The 16,164-nt window shown below is 60.3% G+C and carries 15 protein-coding genes and 1 pseudogene; 14 read left to right on the plus strand and 2 right to left on the minus strand.

The window, feature by feature from the left end:
* Positions 1 to 37 precede the first annotated feature (37 nt).
* Positions 38 to 1,042 (plus strand): succinylglutamate desuccinylase, encoded by a 1,005-nt coding sequence (locus tag ACP7E4_RS14230; protein ID WP_426114639.1) that lies wholly within the window; start codon positions 38 to 40, stop codon positions 1,040 to 1,042.
* An 18-nt stretch (positions 1,043 to 1,060) separates the two neighbouring features.
* On the opposite strand, the gene ACP7E4_RS14235 is transcribed toward ACP7E4_RS14230, so the two are convergent.
* Positions 1,061 to 1,930, minus strand: coding sequence for a LysR substrate-binding domain-containing protein (locus tag ACP7E4_RS14235; RefSeq protein ID WP_426114641.1), 870 nt, complete (start codon positions 1,928 to 1,930; stop codon positions 1,061 to 1,063).
* A gap of 247 nt (positions 1,931 to 2,177) precedes the next feature.
* Between ACP7E4_RS14235 and ACP7E4_RS14240 the strand changes: the two genes are divergently transcribed.
* From ACP7E4_RS14240 to ACP7E4_RS14300, 13 genes are all read left to right on the plus strand, one after another.
* The gene (locus ACP7E4_RS14240; protein WP_426114643.1) at positions 2,178 to 3,011 is read left to right on the plus strand and encodes a transporter substrate-binding domain-containing protein; all 834 of its coding nucleotides are present in this window, start codon (positions 2,178 to 2,180) and stop codon (positions 3,009 to 3,011) included.
* Between the two features lie 135 nt (positions 3,012 to 3,146).
* On the plus strand, positions 3,147 to 3,986 hold the full coding sequence (locus tag ACP7E4_RS14245; protein ID WP_426114645.1) for a transporter substrate-binding domain-containing protein: 840 nt from the start codon (positions 3,147 to 3,149) through the stop codon (positions 3,984 to 3,986).
* Positions 3,983 to 5,419, plus strand: a complete 1,437-nt coding sequence (locus ACP7E4_RS14250; RefSeq protein WP_426114647.1) for an FAD-binding oxidoreductase — start codon at positions 3,983 to 3,985, stop codon at positions 5,417 to 5,419. The genes ACP7E4_RS14245 and ACP7E4_RS14250 overlap by 4 nt, the downstream gene beginning before the upstream one ends.
* Positions 5,416 to 6,633 carry an aminotransferase class I/II-fold pyridoxal phosphate-dependent enzyme gene (locus tag ACP7E4_RS14255; protein WP_426114649.1) on the plus strand — a complete coding sequence of 406 codons (1,218 nt, stop codon included), beginning with the start codon at positions 5,416 to 5,418 and terminating at the stop codon, positions 6,631 to 6,633. Before ACP7E4_RS14250 ends, ACP7E4_RS14255 begins: the two co-directional genes overlap by 4 nt.
* Positions 6,630 to 7,364, plus strand: coding sequence for an amino acid ABC transporter permease (locus ACP7E4_RS14260; protein WP_426114651.1), 735 nt, complete (start codon positions 6,630 to 6,632; stop codon positions 7,362 to 7,364). The genes ACP7E4_RS14255 and ACP7E4_RS14260 overlap by 4 nt, the downstream gene beginning before the upstream one ends.
* Positions 7,354 to 8,142 (plus strand): amino acid ABC transporter permease, encoded by a 789-nt coding sequence (locus ACP7E4_RS14265; protein ID WP_426114653.1) that lies wholly within the window; start codon positions 7,354 to 7,356, stop codon positions 8,140 to 8,142. The genes ACP7E4_RS14260 and ACP7E4_RS14265 overlap by 11 nt, the downstream gene beginning before the upstream one ends.
* Positions 8,129 to 8,965: an amino acid ABC transporter ATP-binding protein gene (locus ACP7E4_RS14270; protein ID WP_426114655.1), complete on the plus strand. Its 837-nt coding sequence runs from the start codon at positions 8,129 to 8,131 to the stop codon at positions 8,963 to 8,965. The genes ACP7E4_RS14265 and ACP7E4_RS14270 overlap by 14 nt, the downstream gene beginning before the upstream one ends.
* A gap of 86 nt (positions 8,966 to 9,051) precedes the next feature.
* Positions 9,052 to 9,648, plus strand: a complete 597-nt coding sequence (locus tag ACP7E4_RS14275) for a cysteine dioxygenase (protein WP_426114657.1) — start codon at positions 9,052 to 9,054, stop codon at positions 9,646 to 9,648.
* A 181-nt stretch (positions 9,649 to 9,829) separates the two neighbouring features.
* On the plus strand, positions 9,830 to 12,595 hold the full coding sequence (metC, locus tag ACP7E4_RS14280) for a cystathionine beta-lyase (RefSeq protein WP_426114659.1): 2,766 nt from the start codon (positions 9,830 to 9,832) through the stop codon (positions 12,593 to 12,595).
* Positions 12,596 to 12,676: 81 nt separating this feature from the next.
* Positions 12,677 to 12,808, plus strand: a complete 132-nt coding sequence (locus ACP7E4_RS14285) for a hypothetical protein (RefSeq protein ID WP_426114661.1) — start codon at positions 12,677 to 12,679, stop codon at positions 12,806 to 12,808.
* Complete coding sequence (locus tag ACP7E4_RS14290; RefSeq protein ID WP_426114663.1) at positions 12,805 to 13,566, plus strand: metal ABC transporter ATP-binding protein; 762 nt, start codon at positions 12,805 to 12,807, stop codon at positions 13,564 to 13,566. The genes ACP7E4_RS14285 and ACP7E4_RS14290 overlap by 4 nt, the downstream gene beginning before the upstream one ends.
* Positions 13,563 to 14,432, plus strand: a complete 870-nt coding sequence (locus ACP7E4_RS14295; protein WP_426114665.1) for a metal ABC transporter permease — start codon at positions 13,563 to 13,565, stop codon at positions 14,430 to 14,432. The genes ACP7E4_RS14290 and ACP7E4_RS14295 overlap by 4 nt, the downstream gene beginning before the upstream one ends.
* A 16-nt stretch (positions 14,433 to 14,448) precedes the next feature.
* Positions 14,449 to 15,342, plus strand: coding sequence for a metal ABC transporter substrate-binding protein (locus tag ACP7E4_RS14300; RefSeq protein ID WP_426114667.1), 894 nt, complete (start codon positions 14,449 to 14,451; stop codon positions 15,340 to 15,342).
* Between the two features lie 228 nt (positions 15,343 to 15,570).
* On the opposite strand, the pseudogene ACP7E4_RS14305 reads toward ACP7E4_RS14300, so the two are convergent.
* Positions 15,571 to 16,164 (minus strand): annotated as a pseudogene (locus ACP7E4_RS14305) (transposase); the annotation flags it as partial.

Raw genomic sequence — 16,164 nt, forward strand, 5'->3', positions numbered from 1 at the left:
GCTGGCGGATACACGCTTTTGACTGTCGGAGATTGCAATGAAGACCCTTGAACAAGTTCGCGCCACGCTGCAACCGTACCCCATGGAGGTTGAGTTCCCGGACATCAGCCAATGGAAGAACGGCACTGACGGCGTCGATTATGTACACAGTTTCGCCAGCAACGAGCCCGGCCCCCACGTGATGATCATGGCCCTGACTCACGGCAACGAGGTCAGCGGCGCGATCACCGTCGATGCGCTGCTGCGCGCTGGCATACGTCCACGCCAAGGCCGTTTGACCCTGGCGTTCGGCAACGTCGAGGCCTACAACCGCTTCGATCCGCAGGACATCGACGCGACCCGTTATATCGACGAGGACATGAATCGGGTCTGGCTGCCGGTCCGGCTCGATGGTGGCGAGAACTCCGTCGAGCTGAACCGGGCTCGGGCATTGCGGCCGATTATCGACAGTGTTGATTTGTTGCTCGACATCCACTCAATGCACGAGGAAGCCGCGCCGGTGATGATGAGTGGCGCGCGCAGCAAAGGGCTGGAATTTGCCGCAGCGCTGGGCGTGCCGGAAACGGTGATCGTTGACGCTGGGCACCCCAATGGCAAGCGTATGCGCGACTACCAGAGCTTCGATGATGCCGCGAGCAACAAAAACGCCTTGTTGATCGAAACCGGCCAGCACTTCTCCAAGCGCAGCGAGCGCGTTGCCCTGGATATCGCTGCACGCTTCCTGATGACTACCAAGGTTGTCGAAGAAAGCGATGTCGCGGCATTTCTGTCGGCAGACAAACCGGTTGCGCAGCGCTTCTTGCAGGTGACTGAACCGGTGGTCGCCAGCAGCATGGATTTTGCGTTCAGCGAGGATTTTCGCGGCCTGGAGCTGATCGAGCGCGCTGGGACGGTGATTGCCCGAGACGGCGAACGCGAGATCGTCACGCCGTACGACAATTGCGTGCTGGTTCAGCCTTCGTTGCGCCACCTTGGTCCTGGAGTCACCGTGGTTCGGCTGGCCAAAGTGATCGATCCGGCAACGCTGCATCTGCCGCGCTGATCAGTGTCGAATCCGGCGCTACAATCCCTGGCTCGCGCGAATCAGATCGTAGGCTTTGCGGGCCAGAGGGTTGACGGTGTTGGGCCTGATCCACAAGTGGTAGGTCACATCGGGCAGACGCGGCAGGCCGTCGTTTTCCCCTAGTACGCGCATGTCCGGACCGAGCATTTCCATGCTCCGTGCGGTTACGCCAAGCCCGGCGCGGGTGGCGGCTTTGATACCGATCAGGTTCGAGGCCAGATACGCCTGGCGCCAGGCAATATTGGCGCGCTCCAACGCCTCCAGTGCGTAGCGCCGATAGATGCTCGGTTCGTCGACGAGAATCAATGGCAGTGGCTCGTCCGGCACATGAATGTACTGCGCTGAACAGATCCACCATACCGGTGAGGTGCGCAGCGCAAAGCCCTCAAGTGTCGGGTCTTCTCGCGTGGAGATCACCATGTCGACTTTGCCCCGATGCAGATCATCCATCAGGAACGGGCTGCGCCCGACGTCGATTTCCAGACGCAGGCGCGGTGCCGAGCGGGCGATATGGCTGAGGATCGGCGGCAGGATGGTGTCGGCGATATCGTGAGGCGACCCGATACGCAGCACGCCGCTCAAGCTGCTTTCGCGCAGCGAATTGAGCGCTTCATCGTTCAGCGACAGCATCAGCCGCGCATGGCGCAGCAGTTGGCGGCCCGGTTCGGTCAGCTGCTTTTGTCGACCCTGTTTTTGAAAAAGACCAACGCCCACTTGCTGCTCAAGCCGCTGCATGTGCTGGGTGACTGATGATTGGGTCCGCGCCAGCTGCGCGCCAGCCTCGGCGAAACTGTGATGATCGACCACGGCAATGAACGTGCGCAGCAAATCCAGATCGAGGGTCGTGGTGGTGTCGGTGTCGGACATGGTTTTTGGGTGGATTCATATCAGCGTCGAGGCTTAATACATTACGTATTTTTATATGAATGTGAAAAGCGTTTATCAAGTATTTACGATTGAGCCAATGAATACTGAGTATTCGTCGTGTGTGCCGAATTATGAATACTGAAAGTTATAACCATATTTGATATTTGAATTTCCGTTCGTCGCTGGCTGTACCTAGGATGCCTACACATCAGGTCGGGGTACGCCGATCATCAGCCAGGGGAATTCCATGCCGAACACTCGTTTGCCAGCTTCAAAATCAATGCCCGCCGTGCTGGGTATTCTGTTCTCGCTGGCATTCAGCGGTTTGGTACAGGCCGATGCGACCCTGGACAAAATCCAGGAGCGTCATCGTCTGGTGGTCGGCGTGTTGTTGTCCGGTGGGCCGTTTGGCTCCATTGATCCTGCCAATCAAAAGCCCAAGGGCTTGAACGTCGATCTGGCCGAAGACCTGGGCCGCAGGCTGAATGCCGAAGTCGAACTGGTGCCGGTGCTGCCCGCCAACCGCGTGCAGTTCTTGCAGCAAGGCAAGGTTGATCTGTTGATCGCCAACATGGAGTGGAACCCGGAGCGCGGCCAGATTCTCGGCTCGGTGCCAACGCCTTTCTACCGTGTTGGCGGTACGGCCGCAGTGCTCAAGGACAGCAAGATCACCACCTGGCAGGATCTCAAGGGTCAGCCGGTCTGCACTTCCCAAGGCAGCAGCTACGTCAAGCCGCTGACCGAATTCGGTGCTGAACTCAAGGCCTTCAAAAGTTCGTCGGAATCTTTGCTGGCGCTGCGCGGCAACAACTGTGTTGCCGCTGTCCACGACGCCACGCTGATCAATCCGCTGTTGGCTGACAACGCCGAATGGAAGGATTACCGCGCCATTTCTCCGGAACTCAATCCCGCGCCGTCGGTGATCTGGACCCGTCTGGGCGAAACCGATACCCAGGCTAAACTCGATGCCATCGTCAAGGACTGGCATCGCAGCGGCTTCCTGATCGAAGCGGAAAAACGCCATCACATCGCACCTGCGTCGCCAGCACTGGTGGAGTTTCACGACAAATTCAAAGGCTGAGGTCCGCATTAAACAAGCCGTTGGAGCGAGGCTTGCCCGCGAAGGGGCCGCTAAGTCCTCTATATTTTCAGAGCCCAAACCACGCCTTCGCGGGCAAGCCACGCTCCTACAGGTCTCTCCAGTCAAGGAATCTCCATGAACACAGTTTTCACCCGCAAAACCCTGACTGCGCTCGGCCTCGTGCTGTGCGCGGGCCTGGCCCACGCAGATGCAACCCTGGACAAGATCCAGCAGCGGCATAAGGTCAGCATCGGCGTGATCCTCAGTGGTCCGCCGTTCGGCACTATTGATCCGAAAACCGGCGAGCATCTGGGCTACAACGTTGAGTTGGCCAAAGGCATCGCCAAACAGCTGGGCGTCGAGCTGGAAAGCGTATCGGTCCTGGCGCCCAATCGCGTGCAGTTTCTGCAGCAAGGCAAAGTCGACCTGCTGATCGCCAACATGCAGTACACCGACGAACGTGCGCAGATTCTTGACTACGCGCCGACACCTTATGAAGAAGTCGGCGGCGCGGCGTTGATCCGTAAAGGCGCAGGCATCAGCAAGTGGGAAGACCTCAAGGGCAAGCCGGTGTGCGTGTCCCAGGGCAGCAACTTCATCAAGCCTTTGCAGGAAACCTACGGCGCCGAGATCAAGGCGTTCCGCAGCCAGTCCGAATCGCTGCTGTCGTTGCGCGGCAATGGCTGCGTAGCGGCGGTGCACGTCAGCCCGACCATGCACGCATTGCTCGACGATGCCGATTGGTCTGGCTACGAAACGCCGCTGCCGAGCGATCTGATCCCGTCCAGTTCGGTGATCTGGGTACGCAAAGGTGAACACGACGTGCAGGCCAGACTCGACGCAATCATTCGCGACTGGCATCGCAGCGGCTGGTTGATCGACGTTGGTCAGCGCACCGGCATGGCACCGTCCCAAGCCTTGCGTGAGCTGCACGAGAAATACAAAGGCGCCGCACCTCTGGCCGTAACGCCATGAGTACAGCCTTGTTCGAAGCCTTGCAGCAGCTGTTGGGCGCCAACCACGTGCAGAGCGGCGAGCAGGCCAGCCCGTTTCTGATCGATAAGCAAGGCACCTATGTCGGGCAGGTCATCGCGGCAGTCCATCCGGCCAACACCGAAGAAGTCGCCGCCGTGGTGCGCCTGTGCGTGGCTCATTCTGCGCCGATTGTGGTGCAGGGCGGCAATACTGGCCTGATGGGCGCGGCGACACCTGACGGCAGCGGCACTGCGGTGCTGTTGCTGCTGGATCGCTTGAATCGCGTGCGTGCGATTGATACCGACAACGACACGCTAACTGTCGAAGCGGGCTGCATTTTGCAGAACGTGCAGGATGTGGCGCGCAGTGCCGGGCGCTTGTTCCCGCTGAGCCTGGGCGCGGAGGGCAGTTGCACCATCGGCGGCAACCTGGGCACCAACGCCGGCGGCACCGCCGTGCTGCGCTATGGCAACACAAGGGAATTGACTCTTGGCCTGGAAGTCGTCACCGCCGAAGGCGAAATCTGGGATGGGCTGCGCGGGTTGCGCAAGGACAACACCGGCTACGACCTGCGCGATCTGTATATCGGCAGCGAAGGCACGTTGGGCATTATCACGGGGGCGACCCTCAAACTGTTTCCGCTGCCCAAGGCGCACGCCACGGCGTTGCTGGCCTTTGATTCCCTGGCGCAGGCGATTGATCTGCTGTCCCACGCGCGGGCCGGATTTGGCGCGAGCCTCACGGCTTTCGAGCTGTTGACCGCTGACTGCCTGGCGTTGTTGCGCGAACAGTTTCCGGACGGGCCGCAGCCGTTCGTGGATGCGCCGCAGCCCTGGTTTGCCTTGCTGGAACTCTCGGACAACCACAGCGAAACCCATGCGCGCCAAACCTTCGAAGAGGTGCTTGGCGAAGCATTCGAATCCGGTTTACTCGCCGACGCCTTGATTGCCGAAAGCCTGGCCCAAAGCGAAGCGCTCTGGGTGCTACGCGAGAACATGAGCGACGCGCAGCAACGTGCCGGTCGCAACATGAAGCACGATATTTCGGTGCCGATTTCGCGGATCGTCGAATTCGTCGCCCACACCGATGCGCTGCTGCAAGAACACTTCCCCGGCGTGCGCAATTTCACCTTCGGCCATCTGGGTGACGGCAATCTGCACTACAACGTGGCGCATCCGCTGGATTCCAGCGTCGAAGCGCACATGAAAAACTACGTGGCGTTGAGCGAACTGGTCCACGACAGCGCCCACGCCCACGGCGGCTCCATCAGTGCCGAACACGGTATCGGCCAACGCAAACTGGCGATGTTGCCGCGTTACAAAAGCCCGGTGGAGCTGGACCTGATGCGGCGCGTCAAGCGCGCCCTCGATCCGCAGAATCTGCTCAATCCAGGCAAGGTATTTACCTTGGATGACGACGGAGAATCCCAATGAACGTGCGTCTGTCCAAGCGCGTGCAGCGCGTCACGCTGTCGGCCAATGCCGCCGCCAAATCCAGGGTGACGGCACTGCGTGAGGCGGGCGTTGATATTCTCGATCTGACCACCGGCGAGCCGGATTTCGATACTCCGCAACACATCAAGCAAGCCGCTTACGCTGCCATTGCCGCAGGCGACACCAAATACACGCCGACCCCCGGTGTGGGTGCCTTGCGCCAGGCTGTGCAGCGCAAGCTCAAGCGTGAGAACCGTCTCGATTACCCGTTGCCATCCATCGTGATTGCCAACGGTGCGAAACAGATTATTTACAACGCTTTCGCCGCTACGCTGGACGATGGCGATGAAGTGCTGGTGCCGGTTCCCTATTGGCCGTCGTTCCCGGACAGCGTGCGGTTCAGCGGTGGCGAGCCGGTGTTCATCGAGTGCGGTCTGGAACAGGGCTGCAAACTGACCCCGATCCAGCTGGAACAACACATTACCGAGCGTACCCGCTGGCTGATCCTCAACGGTCCCGGCAATCCCAGCGGCGCGGTGTTCAGCGAAGCAGAACTGCTGGCGCTGGCCGAGGTGCTGCGCCGTCATCCGCAGGTGCTGGTTTTACTCGACGAGCTCTACGAGCACATCCGCTTTGATGATCATTCGGCGTTGAATCTGCTCAACGTGGCGCCGGATCTGCAATCGCGCTGCCTGCTGGTGGGCGGCGTGTCGAAGACCTACGCCATGACCGGCTGGCGCATCGGTTTCGGTGCCGGGCCAGAAGAACTGACCACTGCGATGACCGTGGTGCAATCGCAATCCACGTCCGGCGCGTCTTCGGTGGGACAGGCGGCGGCATTGGCGGCTTTTGAGGGCGGGTTGGGGTTTCTTCCCGAGCAGGTCGCGGCGTATCACCAACGCCGGGATCTGCTGGTCTCGGCATTGAGCGTCGTGGACGGCTTGCAAGTGCTGGAGCCACAAGGCGGATTCTTCGTCTTTGTGCGTTGCGCCGGTTTGCTCGGTCGCTATCGCCCGGACGGCGTGCGCCTCGATACTGATGCTGACGTGGTGGACTGGCTGCTGGAATCCGGCGTCGCCGGTGTTGCGGGCAGCGCTTACGGCTTATCGCCGTGGTTTCGTCTGTCGATCGCTACCGCCACCAGCAGCGTTGCCGAAGCGGGCCGCCGCGTTGCCGTTGCCTGTGAGCGTCTGTTGATCGAGGCGCCGCAATGAGTCATTGGCTGGAACTGTTCGTTCACTGGACCGCAGGCTTTGGCCTCAACTACAGCTTTCTGCTGGATGCCTATCAACGCGGCTCGATGGTCGACGGTGCGCTGACCAGCATTCTGCTGTGTGCTTTCACCATCTTTGGCAGCTTGTTGGTTGGCGTTGCGCTGGCCGCCATGTTGACCTCGGGCAAGGGTTATCTGGCGACTCCGGCGCGGGTATTCATCGAAGTCACTCGCAACACGCCGACGCTGGTGCAGCTGTACTGCGCGTTTCTGGTGCTGAACATGCTGTTGACCCAGGCGGTAGGCGCGGCCAATCCGCTGACGCCGTTTGCCTGGGTGGTGATTGTGATTTCCCTGCACAAAGGCGCGTTTCACGCTGAAGCCTTGCGCGCCGGTATCGAAGCGGTGCCGACCGTGACCCTGGAAGCCGCCAGTTCGCTGGCGTTCAGCAGTCGCCAGTTGTTGTGGAATGTGCAGTTGCCGCTGGCCCTGCGCTTTGCGCTGCCGTCGCTGATCAACAATCTGATCGACCTGGTGAAAATGACCGCTGTCGCTTCGGCCATTGCCGTCGGCGACATCACTTACGCGGCGATCATGATCTGGACCCAGAGCGATAACGTGCTGGAACTGATGATGCTGATCCTGTCGTTCTTCGGCTTGCTGAGCTTTGTCGTCAATTGTGTAGGTCGCGCCCTCGAAGCGCGTCTGAGGATGCCCGGTTATGGCCATTGATTCATCTGCCATTGCGCCGCTGGCCTGGCCGCGTCGCCATATGGGCAAGCTGGCCGTGCTGTTGGCGGCAGTGGCCTGGCTGATATTCGCCGCACCGCACAGCCCGGTGTTTCTGGCGTTGGTGCAGTGGTCTCCGGCGCTGGCAAAAGGTTTTGGGCAAAACATTCTGATCAGCCTGGTAGCCATCGGCTTGGGTTCGCTGATGGGGCTGTTGATCGGTGCCCTGGCACTTTCACCGACCTGGCTGCTGCGTTTGCCGGCACGCATCTGGGTGCAGGTTTTCCGCAATGCGCCGTGGCTGGTGCTGATCTACTTCACGACTTATGTGTTCCCGTTCGAGATTCACATCGGCAGCTCGTACGTGTCGTTCCCGGATTGGGTGAAAGTGACCATCGGCCTGGCGCTGCCCGCCAGTGCCAACGTCGCAGAGATCTTCCGTGGCGCTATCGCCTCGATCCCCAGCACGCAATGGGAAGCGGCGCGCTCGCTGGCCTTTACCCGCTGGCAGATCTTTACTTCGATCATCCTGCCGCAGTGCTTCAAACGCATGTTGCCGCCGTGGATGAACCTGTACGCGGTGATCACCATGGGCACCGCGCTGGCTTCGCTGGTGGGCGTGCATGACGTGATCGACACCGCGCAGATCGCCAGCAACACGGTCAACCAGACCGGTTTTACTGTGCTGATCTACTTCAGTTTGCTGGCGTTGTTCTTCGCTTATTGCTACCCGATTTCCCGACTGACCCAACGCCTGGAGCGCCGTTATGCCTTCTATTGAAACCGCTTCGCAGCCCTTGGTCAGCCTGCGTAACCTGCATTTGTCGTTCGGCACCAATCACGTGCTCAAAGGCATCGACCTTGACGTACAGCGCGGCCAGGCGGTGTCGATCATTGGCCCGTCCGGTTCGGGAAAATCGACGATTCTGCGCTGCATCACCGGCTTGCTACCGACCCAGCGCGGCACGATTCGCGTCGGCGACACCGAAGTGGACAAGCTGGCCAGCGAGGCCCAGCGCATCGAACTGCGCAAACGTGTGGGGTTCGTGTTTCAGCAATACAACCTGTTCCCGCATCTGTCGGTGCTGGAAAACCTGGTGATCGCGCCGCGCAAGGTGCTGGGGCGCAATCGTGCCGACGCCGAGCAGGAAGCTCGTGCCTTGCTGGCCAAGGTTCGCATGGAACACAAGGCCGATGCGTATCCGGGGCAACTGTCTGGTGGTCAGCAACAGCGAGTGGCGATTGCCCGCGCCTTGGCGATGCGTCCGCAACTGATTCTGTTCGACGAAGTAACTTCAGCCCTGGACCCGGAAACCGTCGGGGAAGTGCTCACGGTGATTCGTGAGCTGACCGAAGAGGGCATGACCTGCGTGCTGGTCACCCACGAAATGCGTTTCGCCGAGGAAATCAGCGACGTGGTGTATTTCACCGAGAACGGCCTGATCGTCGAACATGGCAGCGCCGAACAGATTTTCCAGCACCCGACCAGTGAACGTACTCACGAATTCCTGCGCCATGCCCTGGGTGATTCCGGGCGACGTCCGGTGCCCAAGGGCGATCCGTTTTTGTTGAGCAATATCAGCCGTTACAGCTTGTCCGTTTGAATGACCAGAAGACCTGCGAAGCAGGCGTTACCTGCGTGCAGTTTCATAAAAAACTGACTGCAATGACCTCCCAGGAGTAATTTTTCATGACTACCGAAAACCGTGCCCAAGCTATCGAGACGCTTCTCGAACAGGTTCGCATCATCAACAAGCGCGGCGTAGACCGAGCCGCACTGCAAGAAATCATCGGGCTGCTCGAAGGGCTGGCCGTGCGTCGCGATCTGTTCAATTTCGATGCGTTCCCGTCGCCGGTTCCAGGCGAGGGCGACACAGCTTTTCGCTACCGCCTGAACGATGACGGCGAGACGCCGACGCTGTACATGAACTCGCTGCTGCCGGGCAAGAAGACCCTGCCGCACAACCACGAAACCTGGGCGGTGATCGTTGCCGTGCAGGGCCAGGAAATCAATTACGTGTGGGCGCGCAGCGACGACGGCAGCGATCCGCAATACGCCAAACTGGTCCTGGACAAGGAAGTGGTGGTGCAGCCGGGTACGCCAATCGGCTTCCTCGGCGAAGACCTGCACGGCATCCTCGTTGAGGGCGAAACACCCACGCTGCACTTCCACTTGTACGGTCGCCCGCTGGAATCCCTCAACGGCCGGTACGGCGTCAATGAAGAAGGTCGCGTGCTCAACTACAACGCCTCGCAAATGGCTCCGTCGATCAAGGCCTATGCATGATCGACTTGTACTGATGGCCCACTGTGCAGACTGTGTGAAAACGGGCTTGCTCGCGAAAGCCTTGTGTCAGTTTTGACATAGGTCGGTTGGATCCGCCTCTTCGCGAGCAAGCTCGCTCCCACGGTTTTTTGTGTCTGCGGCGCGCTGGCGCAGCAGCATCGATATAAAATCAGAGAATCTCATGAGCGAAATCATCACCCCGGCGCAGCTTCAGCAATGGCTGTTCGACGGACAGGAAATCGCCCTGTTCGACGTGCGCGAGCATGGTCAGTACGGCGAGGCGCACCTGTTTCACGGGCAGAACCTGCCGTACAGCCGACTGGAACTGGAAGTGCCGCGTCTGGCGCCCAATCCGGTCGTGCGTCTGGTGATCTATGATCAGGACGGCACTGAGTTGGCGGCCCGGGCTGCGGCGCGACTTGAAGCGCTGGGCTACACGCAGGTGCACATTCTGCAAGGCGGCGCCGAGGGTTGGCAGGCGGCCGGCTTGCAGCTGTTCGCCGGGGTGCATGTGCCGTCCAAGGCTTTTGGCGAACTGGTGGAAGAGGCCAACCATACGCCGCACATCAGCGCCGTCGAACTCGCCGCGTTGCAGGCACGAGGCGAGCCGCTGCTGTTGCTCGATGGCCGACCATTCGATGAATACCGCAAGATGACCATTCCCGGCTCGATCTGCTGCCCCAACGGTGAACTGGGTTACCGCTTGCCTGAGCTGTTGCAGGACGAAACCACGCCGATCGTCGTCAACTGCGCTGGCCGCACCCGCAGCATCATCGGCGCGCAGACTTTGATCGATCTGGGCGTGAAAAACCCGGTCTATGCCCTGGAAAACGGCACCCAAGGCTGGTTTCTCGCTGACTTGCAACTGGAGCACGGCAGCAGCCGTCGTTATCCGGACGCGATATCGCCGCTGGCGCTGAAGAAACAACGCGACGCGGCGCAGGCTTTGGCCAAGCGCGCGGGGGTCGAAACAGTCAGTGCCAAGGTCGCGGCGGATTGGGCGGCCGATGCGCAGCGCAGTCTGTTTCTGTGTGACGTGCGTACCGCTGAAGAATTCGCCGCTGGCACGCTGCGCGGTGCGCAACATACGCCCGGCGGACAGTTGATCCAGTCCACTGATTTGTATGTCGGCGTGCGTCATGCGCGCCTGGTACTGGTGGACAGCGACGGGATTCGCGCGCCGATTGTCGCCAGCTGGCTGCGGCAGTTGGGCCACGATGCTTATGTGCTGGACGGCGGAGTTGATTCGGGTTTTGTCCTCGATACTGCGCGTCCAGCTGCCGCGCCGTCGTTGCCGATCATCAGCGCACACGAGCTAAGCGATGCCTTGAAAGACTCTGCTGTCGCACTGATCGATCTGCGCCCGAGCATGAGCTTTCGCAAGGGCCATATTCAGGGCTCGCGCTGGTCGATTCGTTCGTTGCTCGCCGCTGCGATTGCTGACGAGCGCAAGCCGCTGGTGTTGGTCGCCGATAGCCCGCAAGTGGCACAGCTGGCCGTGCTGGAATTGCCTGATGCTCAGCGCGCTGATGTGCGCCTGCTGGACGGCGGGTTGCAGGCCTGGCAGAACGCGGGTCTGACCGTGATAGAAGATGCCGCCGCGCTACCTGATGATCAATGCATCGATTTCCTGTTTTTCACCCATGACCGTCACTCCGGCAACAAGGCCGCAGCGCGGCAATATCTGGCTTGGGAAATCGGTCTGCTGGCGCAGATGACCGACGCAGAAATCGCCAGTCTCAAGCCGCTCAATGCAAAAAAGCCTGAGCGCTCGTCGGCAGATCCTTGGGTGCGTACCCGGCTGATTCATGCCGCACGTACTGAAAAAGGCAGCGGCGGGCGCGGGGTGAATGTGCCGGTCACGCGTTTGAGCACGGTGCTGTTCGACAGCCTCGGGCAGATGCGTGACGCACGTAAACGCCGCGATAGCGAGCGCGTGTTGAGCTATGGCGCGCGAGGCAATCCGACTGCGTTCGCCCTGGAAGACCTGGTCACCGAGCTGGAAGGCGGTCATCGCACTAAACTGTTCGCCACCGGATTGGCAGCCGTCGCGCAGACTTTCCTGGCGTACCTGAGGCCCGGCGATCATGTGCTGATTACCGATGCGGTGTACGGCCCGGTTCGGCGTCTGGCCACAGACTTTCTGCAGCCATTCGGCATCGAGGTGGAGTATTTCGCCGCCGATGGGCGTGGCATAGAAGGGCAGCTGCGCAGCAATACCAGAATGGTCTACGCCGAGGTACCGGGTTCGTTGTTGTACGAACTGTGCGATCTGCCGGCGATTGCCGCGTTGTGCAAACCACGCGGCATTTTGCTCGCCGTGGACAACACCTGGGGTTCGGGCTACCTGTACCGGCCGCTGGCCCTTGGTGCAGATATTTCCATCATGGCCCTGACCAAGTACGTCTGCGGTCACAGCGATGTGGTCATGGGCAGCGTCTGCACCACGGCAGAGGTCTGGCCAGCGTTGGCGAGGATGAGTGACAGTTTCGGCAATACCGTCAGCCCGGATGATGCGTATCTGGTGCTGCGCGGCGCCCGGACCTTGGCGGCGCGCATGGAAGTGCATGAGCGTCAGGCGCTGGAAATCACCTATTGGCTGCAAGCTCAGCCGCAGGTCAAGCGCGTGTTCCATCCGGCCTTGGGCGACCACCCGGATCACGTGCTGTTCAGGCGCGACTTCAGCGGCAGCAACGGTTTGTTGTCCTTTGAGCTGGCGGATGCCGACCCCGCGCAACTGGAGCGTTTCATCGGCGCTCTGGAGCTGTTTGGCCTGGGCGCCTCATGGGGCGGTTACGAAAGCCTGATCACCGTGGCGGATGTCAGTGATCGCGACAATGTGGCTGACAAGGCGCTGAATCCACTACTGCGTCTGCACATCGGACTGGAAGATGTGGCCGCGTTGCAAGAGGATTTGCAGCGGGGTTTCGCCGCGATAAAAAGGTGATCACGGCGGTAAATGTTATTTTATAACACTTGGGTTTTGAGCTATGTAATACTGTAACAAATCGTTGCAGGTTACTCGCTCATGAAAGCTCCCCGCGTTCCCTCCATCGCCGGTTCAGTGCTGGCTCAATCCGCGTGGAAGCGGATCGTGCTGGCGCTGGCAATGCTGATGCTGCTTTGGCTGTCCATTGTCTGGGCGGTGGCCATTCCATGAGTGCTGCCATTGCCTTGAACGACTTGACCGTCGCCTACGAACGCCGCCCGGCGGTGCACCACATCAGCGGGCGCTTCGAAGCCGGCAGCCTCACGGCCATTGTCGGCCCCAATGGCGCGGGCAAATCCACCTTGATCAAAGCCATCGCCGGCACCATGAAACCGGCTGCCGGCCATGTGAATCGCGGTCATCTGGCGGCGAAAACCCTGGGCTATCTGCCACAGGCCGCCGAGATAGATCGCAGCTTCCCATTGAGCGTGGCCGACACCGTGGCCATGGGCGCCTGGCACTGCATTGGCCCGTTTCGTGGCTTGAGTCGGGATCTGGCTCGACGCACCCAGGCGTCATTGCAGGCCGTGGGGCTGGACGGTTTCGAAGGGCGCAGCATTGGTTCGCTGTCGGCCGGGCAATTCCAGCGGGTGCTGTTTGCTCGATTGTTGTTGCAGGACGCCTCGGTGATTCTTCTCGACGAACCCTTCAACGCCATCGACGCCCGCACCACGCGGGATTTGCTGGAACTGGTGCGCGTCTGGCATGGCCAGGGCCGTACGGTGATTGCCGTGCTGCACGATATCGATCAGGTTCGTCAGCATTTTCCGCAAACCCTGTTGATGGCCCGGGAAGCCATTGCCTGGGGCGCGACGGCTGACGTGTTGAACGCGGTGAACCTGCGCAAGGCGCGCAACATGGCCGAGTTCTGGAGTGCGGACGCCGAGCTGTGTGCACTTGCCGACGACGAGCAGGAGCGCCGGGCATGATCCTGTATTCGGTTCTGGTCGAGCCCTTTGTCGAATTCGGCTTCATGCGCAGGGCGTTGGTCGCCTGTCTGGCGTTGGGTATCGGTTCCGGCCCGGTGGGCGTGTTGCTGATGCTGCGGCGCATGAGTCTGGTGGGCGATGCCATGAGTCATGCGGTGTTGCCGGGGGCGGCGCTGGGCTTCCTGTTTTTCGGTTTGTCGTTGCCCGCCATGGGCATCGGTGGGTTGATCGCCGGTCTGGCTGTTGCGCTGCTGTCCGGGCTGGTCAGTAGGCTGACCAGCCTGCGTGAAGACGCCAGCTTCGCCAGTTTCTACCTCACGTCACTGGCTGCCGGGGTAATGATCGTCTCGCTGCATGGCTCCAACGTCGACCTGCTGCACGTGCTGTTCGGCACCATCCTCGCCATCGACGCCGACGCGATTTATATGGTTGGCGGCATCGCGTCCTTCACCGTGATCCTGCTGGCGCTGATCTATCGGCCCTTGGTACTGGAATGTTTCGACCCCGGATTCCTGCGCGCGGTGGGCGGGCGCGGCTCGCTGTATCACGTGCTGTTTCTGCTGCTGGTGGTGCTCAATCTGGTGGCGGGCTTTCAGGCGCTGGGCACGCTGATGGCGGTGGGCATGATGATGCTGCCAGCCACGGCCGCGCGTTTCTGGGCCACGTCATTGAGCGCCCTGGTGTTGATTTCGACGCTGGTGGCGACGCTTTCGGGGTTGATCGGCTTGATCATTTCCTACCATTTGGGCGTCGCGTCGGGCCCGGCGATTGTCCTGACCGCCAGCGCTTTCTACGGTTTTTCCCTGTTGTTCGGTCGCACCGGCATCCTGCGGCAACTGTTTCCCAAACCCCATCTCGCTCACTGAAACAAAAGGAAAGCTCATGAAAAACTCCATGCTGTTGAGCTCAATGGCAGCTTTTGCACTGTCTGCGTTTAGTCTGTTGGCCCAGGCCAAACCCGTTGAAGCGGTGGCTTCGTTCACGGTGATTGCCGACATGGTGCATAACGTCGGGGGTGATCGGGTGCATGTCACGTCGTTGATCGGACCGAACGGCGATCCCCATGTCTATGAGCCAACCCCGACCGATGCCCAGGCCCTGAAAAGGGCCGACGTGGCGTTCGTCAGTGGCTTGCATCTGGAAGGCTGGCTGGACCGTTTGATCAAGGCATCGGGCTATAAAGGCCAGCCGGTGGTGCTCTCGGATGGCATCAAGACCCGCAGCATGGAAGAAGACGGCAAGCGCATCACCGATCCTCACGCCTGGAACAGCGCCGCCAATGGCGTGATCTACGTGCGTAATATCGTTGCCGCCTTGAAGAAGGCCGATCCCGAGGGAGCCAGCGTCTACCAGGCTAACGGCGAGCGCTACATGGCCCAGTTGCAGGAGCTCGACAGCTACGCCCGGGCGCAGGTCCAGGCAATTCCGGCGGCCCGGCGCAAGGTGTTGACTTCGCATGACGCCTTTGGTTATTTCGGTGATGCGTATGGCGTGACCTTCCTGTCGCCGCTGGGTTTCTCCACCGAGTCAGAAGCGTCGGCGGCAGACGTTGGCAAGTTGATCCGCCAGATCAAGGCCGAGCATGTCAGTGCATACTTCTTTGAAAGTTCCGGCGACCCGCGTCTGGTTAAACAGATCGCCGACGCCAGCGGTGCCCAGCCGGGCGGCGAACTGTACGTCGAATCCCTGTCGCCCGCCGACGGTCCGGCGGCGAGCTATGCGCAGATGTTTCGCTACAACGTCGACAAGCTGACGGCGGCGATGAAGGGGCAGTAAATCCGATACAGTCCCGTTGGAGGCACTATGTTTGAGGGCAGCCGACCGGCGCCGCAGACGTATTGTCTGAACCGACGCCTTCCCGGCTAAAGCCGGTCCCACTGGATCGCGCTGATTGTGTGGGACCGGATTTATCCGGCAAGACGGCATTCCAGTAGACGCAAATGCATCGGCTGTACGTCCAGATTCGTTGGAGATTCTATGTTCGTGAGCAACCCCCGACATGAAGTTTGGGGTGTACTCCGTTTGGTTTTTCATTAGGGCGAACATGACCCGCGCGAGCTTTCGGGCGAGGACTACCAGCGCTTGAGTGGGTTTGAACCCTCGGGCCAGGTAGCTTTGGTAATAAGGTTTCCAGGTTTCAGACCGACTGGCCGCCATTGAGCTGGTGTGCAACAGACGCCGATACTCCGAGTCGCCCCGTTTGGAAAGACGTCGCTGTTGATCTTTTTGCCCCGAGCTTCTGACACGCAGATCAAGCCCCAAAAAAGCGATAAACGCGTCGCTGTTCGAAAAGTCACCTCGCAGAAAAGCGGTCGCCGTTGCCGTCGCAGTTAGCGCGCCTACGCCCTCTACGGCTTGGCACCGCTTCACGTGCTGTTGTATTCCCGCTTCTTCAACAAGATCTTTCAGCGTCTTCTGGATCGCTTTTTCGAACTGATCAATTGATGCCAAAACCTCGCCGAACTGCTCGCTCAACTGACTTTCATTTGCCCAGCTTTGTTTAATCGCCACACGATGTTGAATCAGTTTAGCGCGGCGGCGCAGCAAGCTTTTGAGCTTGGTATAGGCCTCTGGAGGTGGGCTCCAGACCCTCAAGCT

Source organism: Pseudomonas sp. DSP3-2-3 (assembly GCF_049898225.1).
Taxonomy (GTDB): domain Bacteria; phylum Pseudomonadota; class Gammaproteobacteria; order Pseudomonadales; family Pseudomonadaceae; genus Aquipseudomonas.

Bases quoted from the DNA above. Each gene is read 5' to 3' on its own strand.
- ACP7E4_RS14260 (WP_426114651.1), top strand. From the start codon at position 6,630: ATGAGTCATTGGCTGGAACTGTTCGTTCACTGGACCGCAGGCTTTGGC.
- ACP7E4_RS14230 (WP_426114639.1), top strand. From the start codon at position 38: ATGAAGACCCTTGAACAAGTTCGCGCCACGCTGCAACCGTACCCCATG.
- ACP7E4_RS14255 (WP_426114649.1), top strand. From the start codon at position 5,416: ATGAACGTGCGTCTGTCCAAGCGCGTGCAGCGCGTCACGCTGTCGGCC.
- metC (WP_426114659.1), top strand. From the start codon at position 9,830: ATGAGCGAAATCATCACCCCGGCGCAGCTTCAGCAATGGCTGTTCGAC.
- ACP7E4_RS14245 (WP_426114645.1), top strand. From the start codon at position 3,147: ATGAACACAGTTTTCACCCGCAAAACCCTGACTGCGCTCGGCCTCGTG.
- ACP7E4_RS14270 (WP_426114655.1), top strand. From the start codon at position 8,129: ATGCCTTCTATTGAAACCGCTTCGCAGCCCTTGGTCAGCCTGCGTAAC.
- ACP7E4_RS14265 (WP_426114653.1), top strand. From the start codon at position 7,354: ATGGCCATTGATTCATCTGCCATTGCGCCGCTGGCCTGGCCGCGTCGC.
- ACP7E4_RS14295 (WP_426114665.1), top strand. From the start codon at position 13,563: ATGATCCTGTATTCGGTTCTGGTCGAGCCCTTTGTCGAATTCGGCTTC.
- ACP7E4_RS14285 (WP_426114661.1), top strand. From the start codon at position 12,677: ATGAAAGCTCCCCGCGTTCCCTCCATCGCCGGTTCAGTGCTGGCTCAA.
- ACP7E4_RS14235 (WP_426114641.1), bottom strand. From the start codon at position 1,930: ATGTCCGACACCGACACCACCACGACCCTCGATCTGGATTTGCTGCGC.
- ACP7E4_RS14300 (WP_426114667.1), top strand. From the start codon at position 14,449: ATGAAAAACTCCATGCTGTTGAGCTCAATGGCAGCTTTTGCACTGTCT.
- ACP7E4_RS14275 (WP_426114657.1), top strand. From the start codon at position 9,052: ATGACTACCGAAAACCGTGCCCAAGCTATCGAGACGCTTCTCGAACAG.
- ACP7E4_RS14290 (WP_426114663.1), top strand. From the start codon at position 12,805: ATGAGTGCTGCCATTGCCTTGAACGACTTGACCGTCGCCTACGAACGC.
- ACP7E4_RS14240 (WP_426114643.1), top strand. From the start codon at position 2,178: ATGCCGAACACTCGTTTGCCAGCTTCAAAATCAATGCCCGCCGTGCTG.
- ACP7E4_RS14250 (WP_426114647.1), top strand. From the start codon at position 3,983: ATGAGTACAGCCTTGTTCGAAGCCTTGCAGCAGCTGTTGGGCGCCAAC.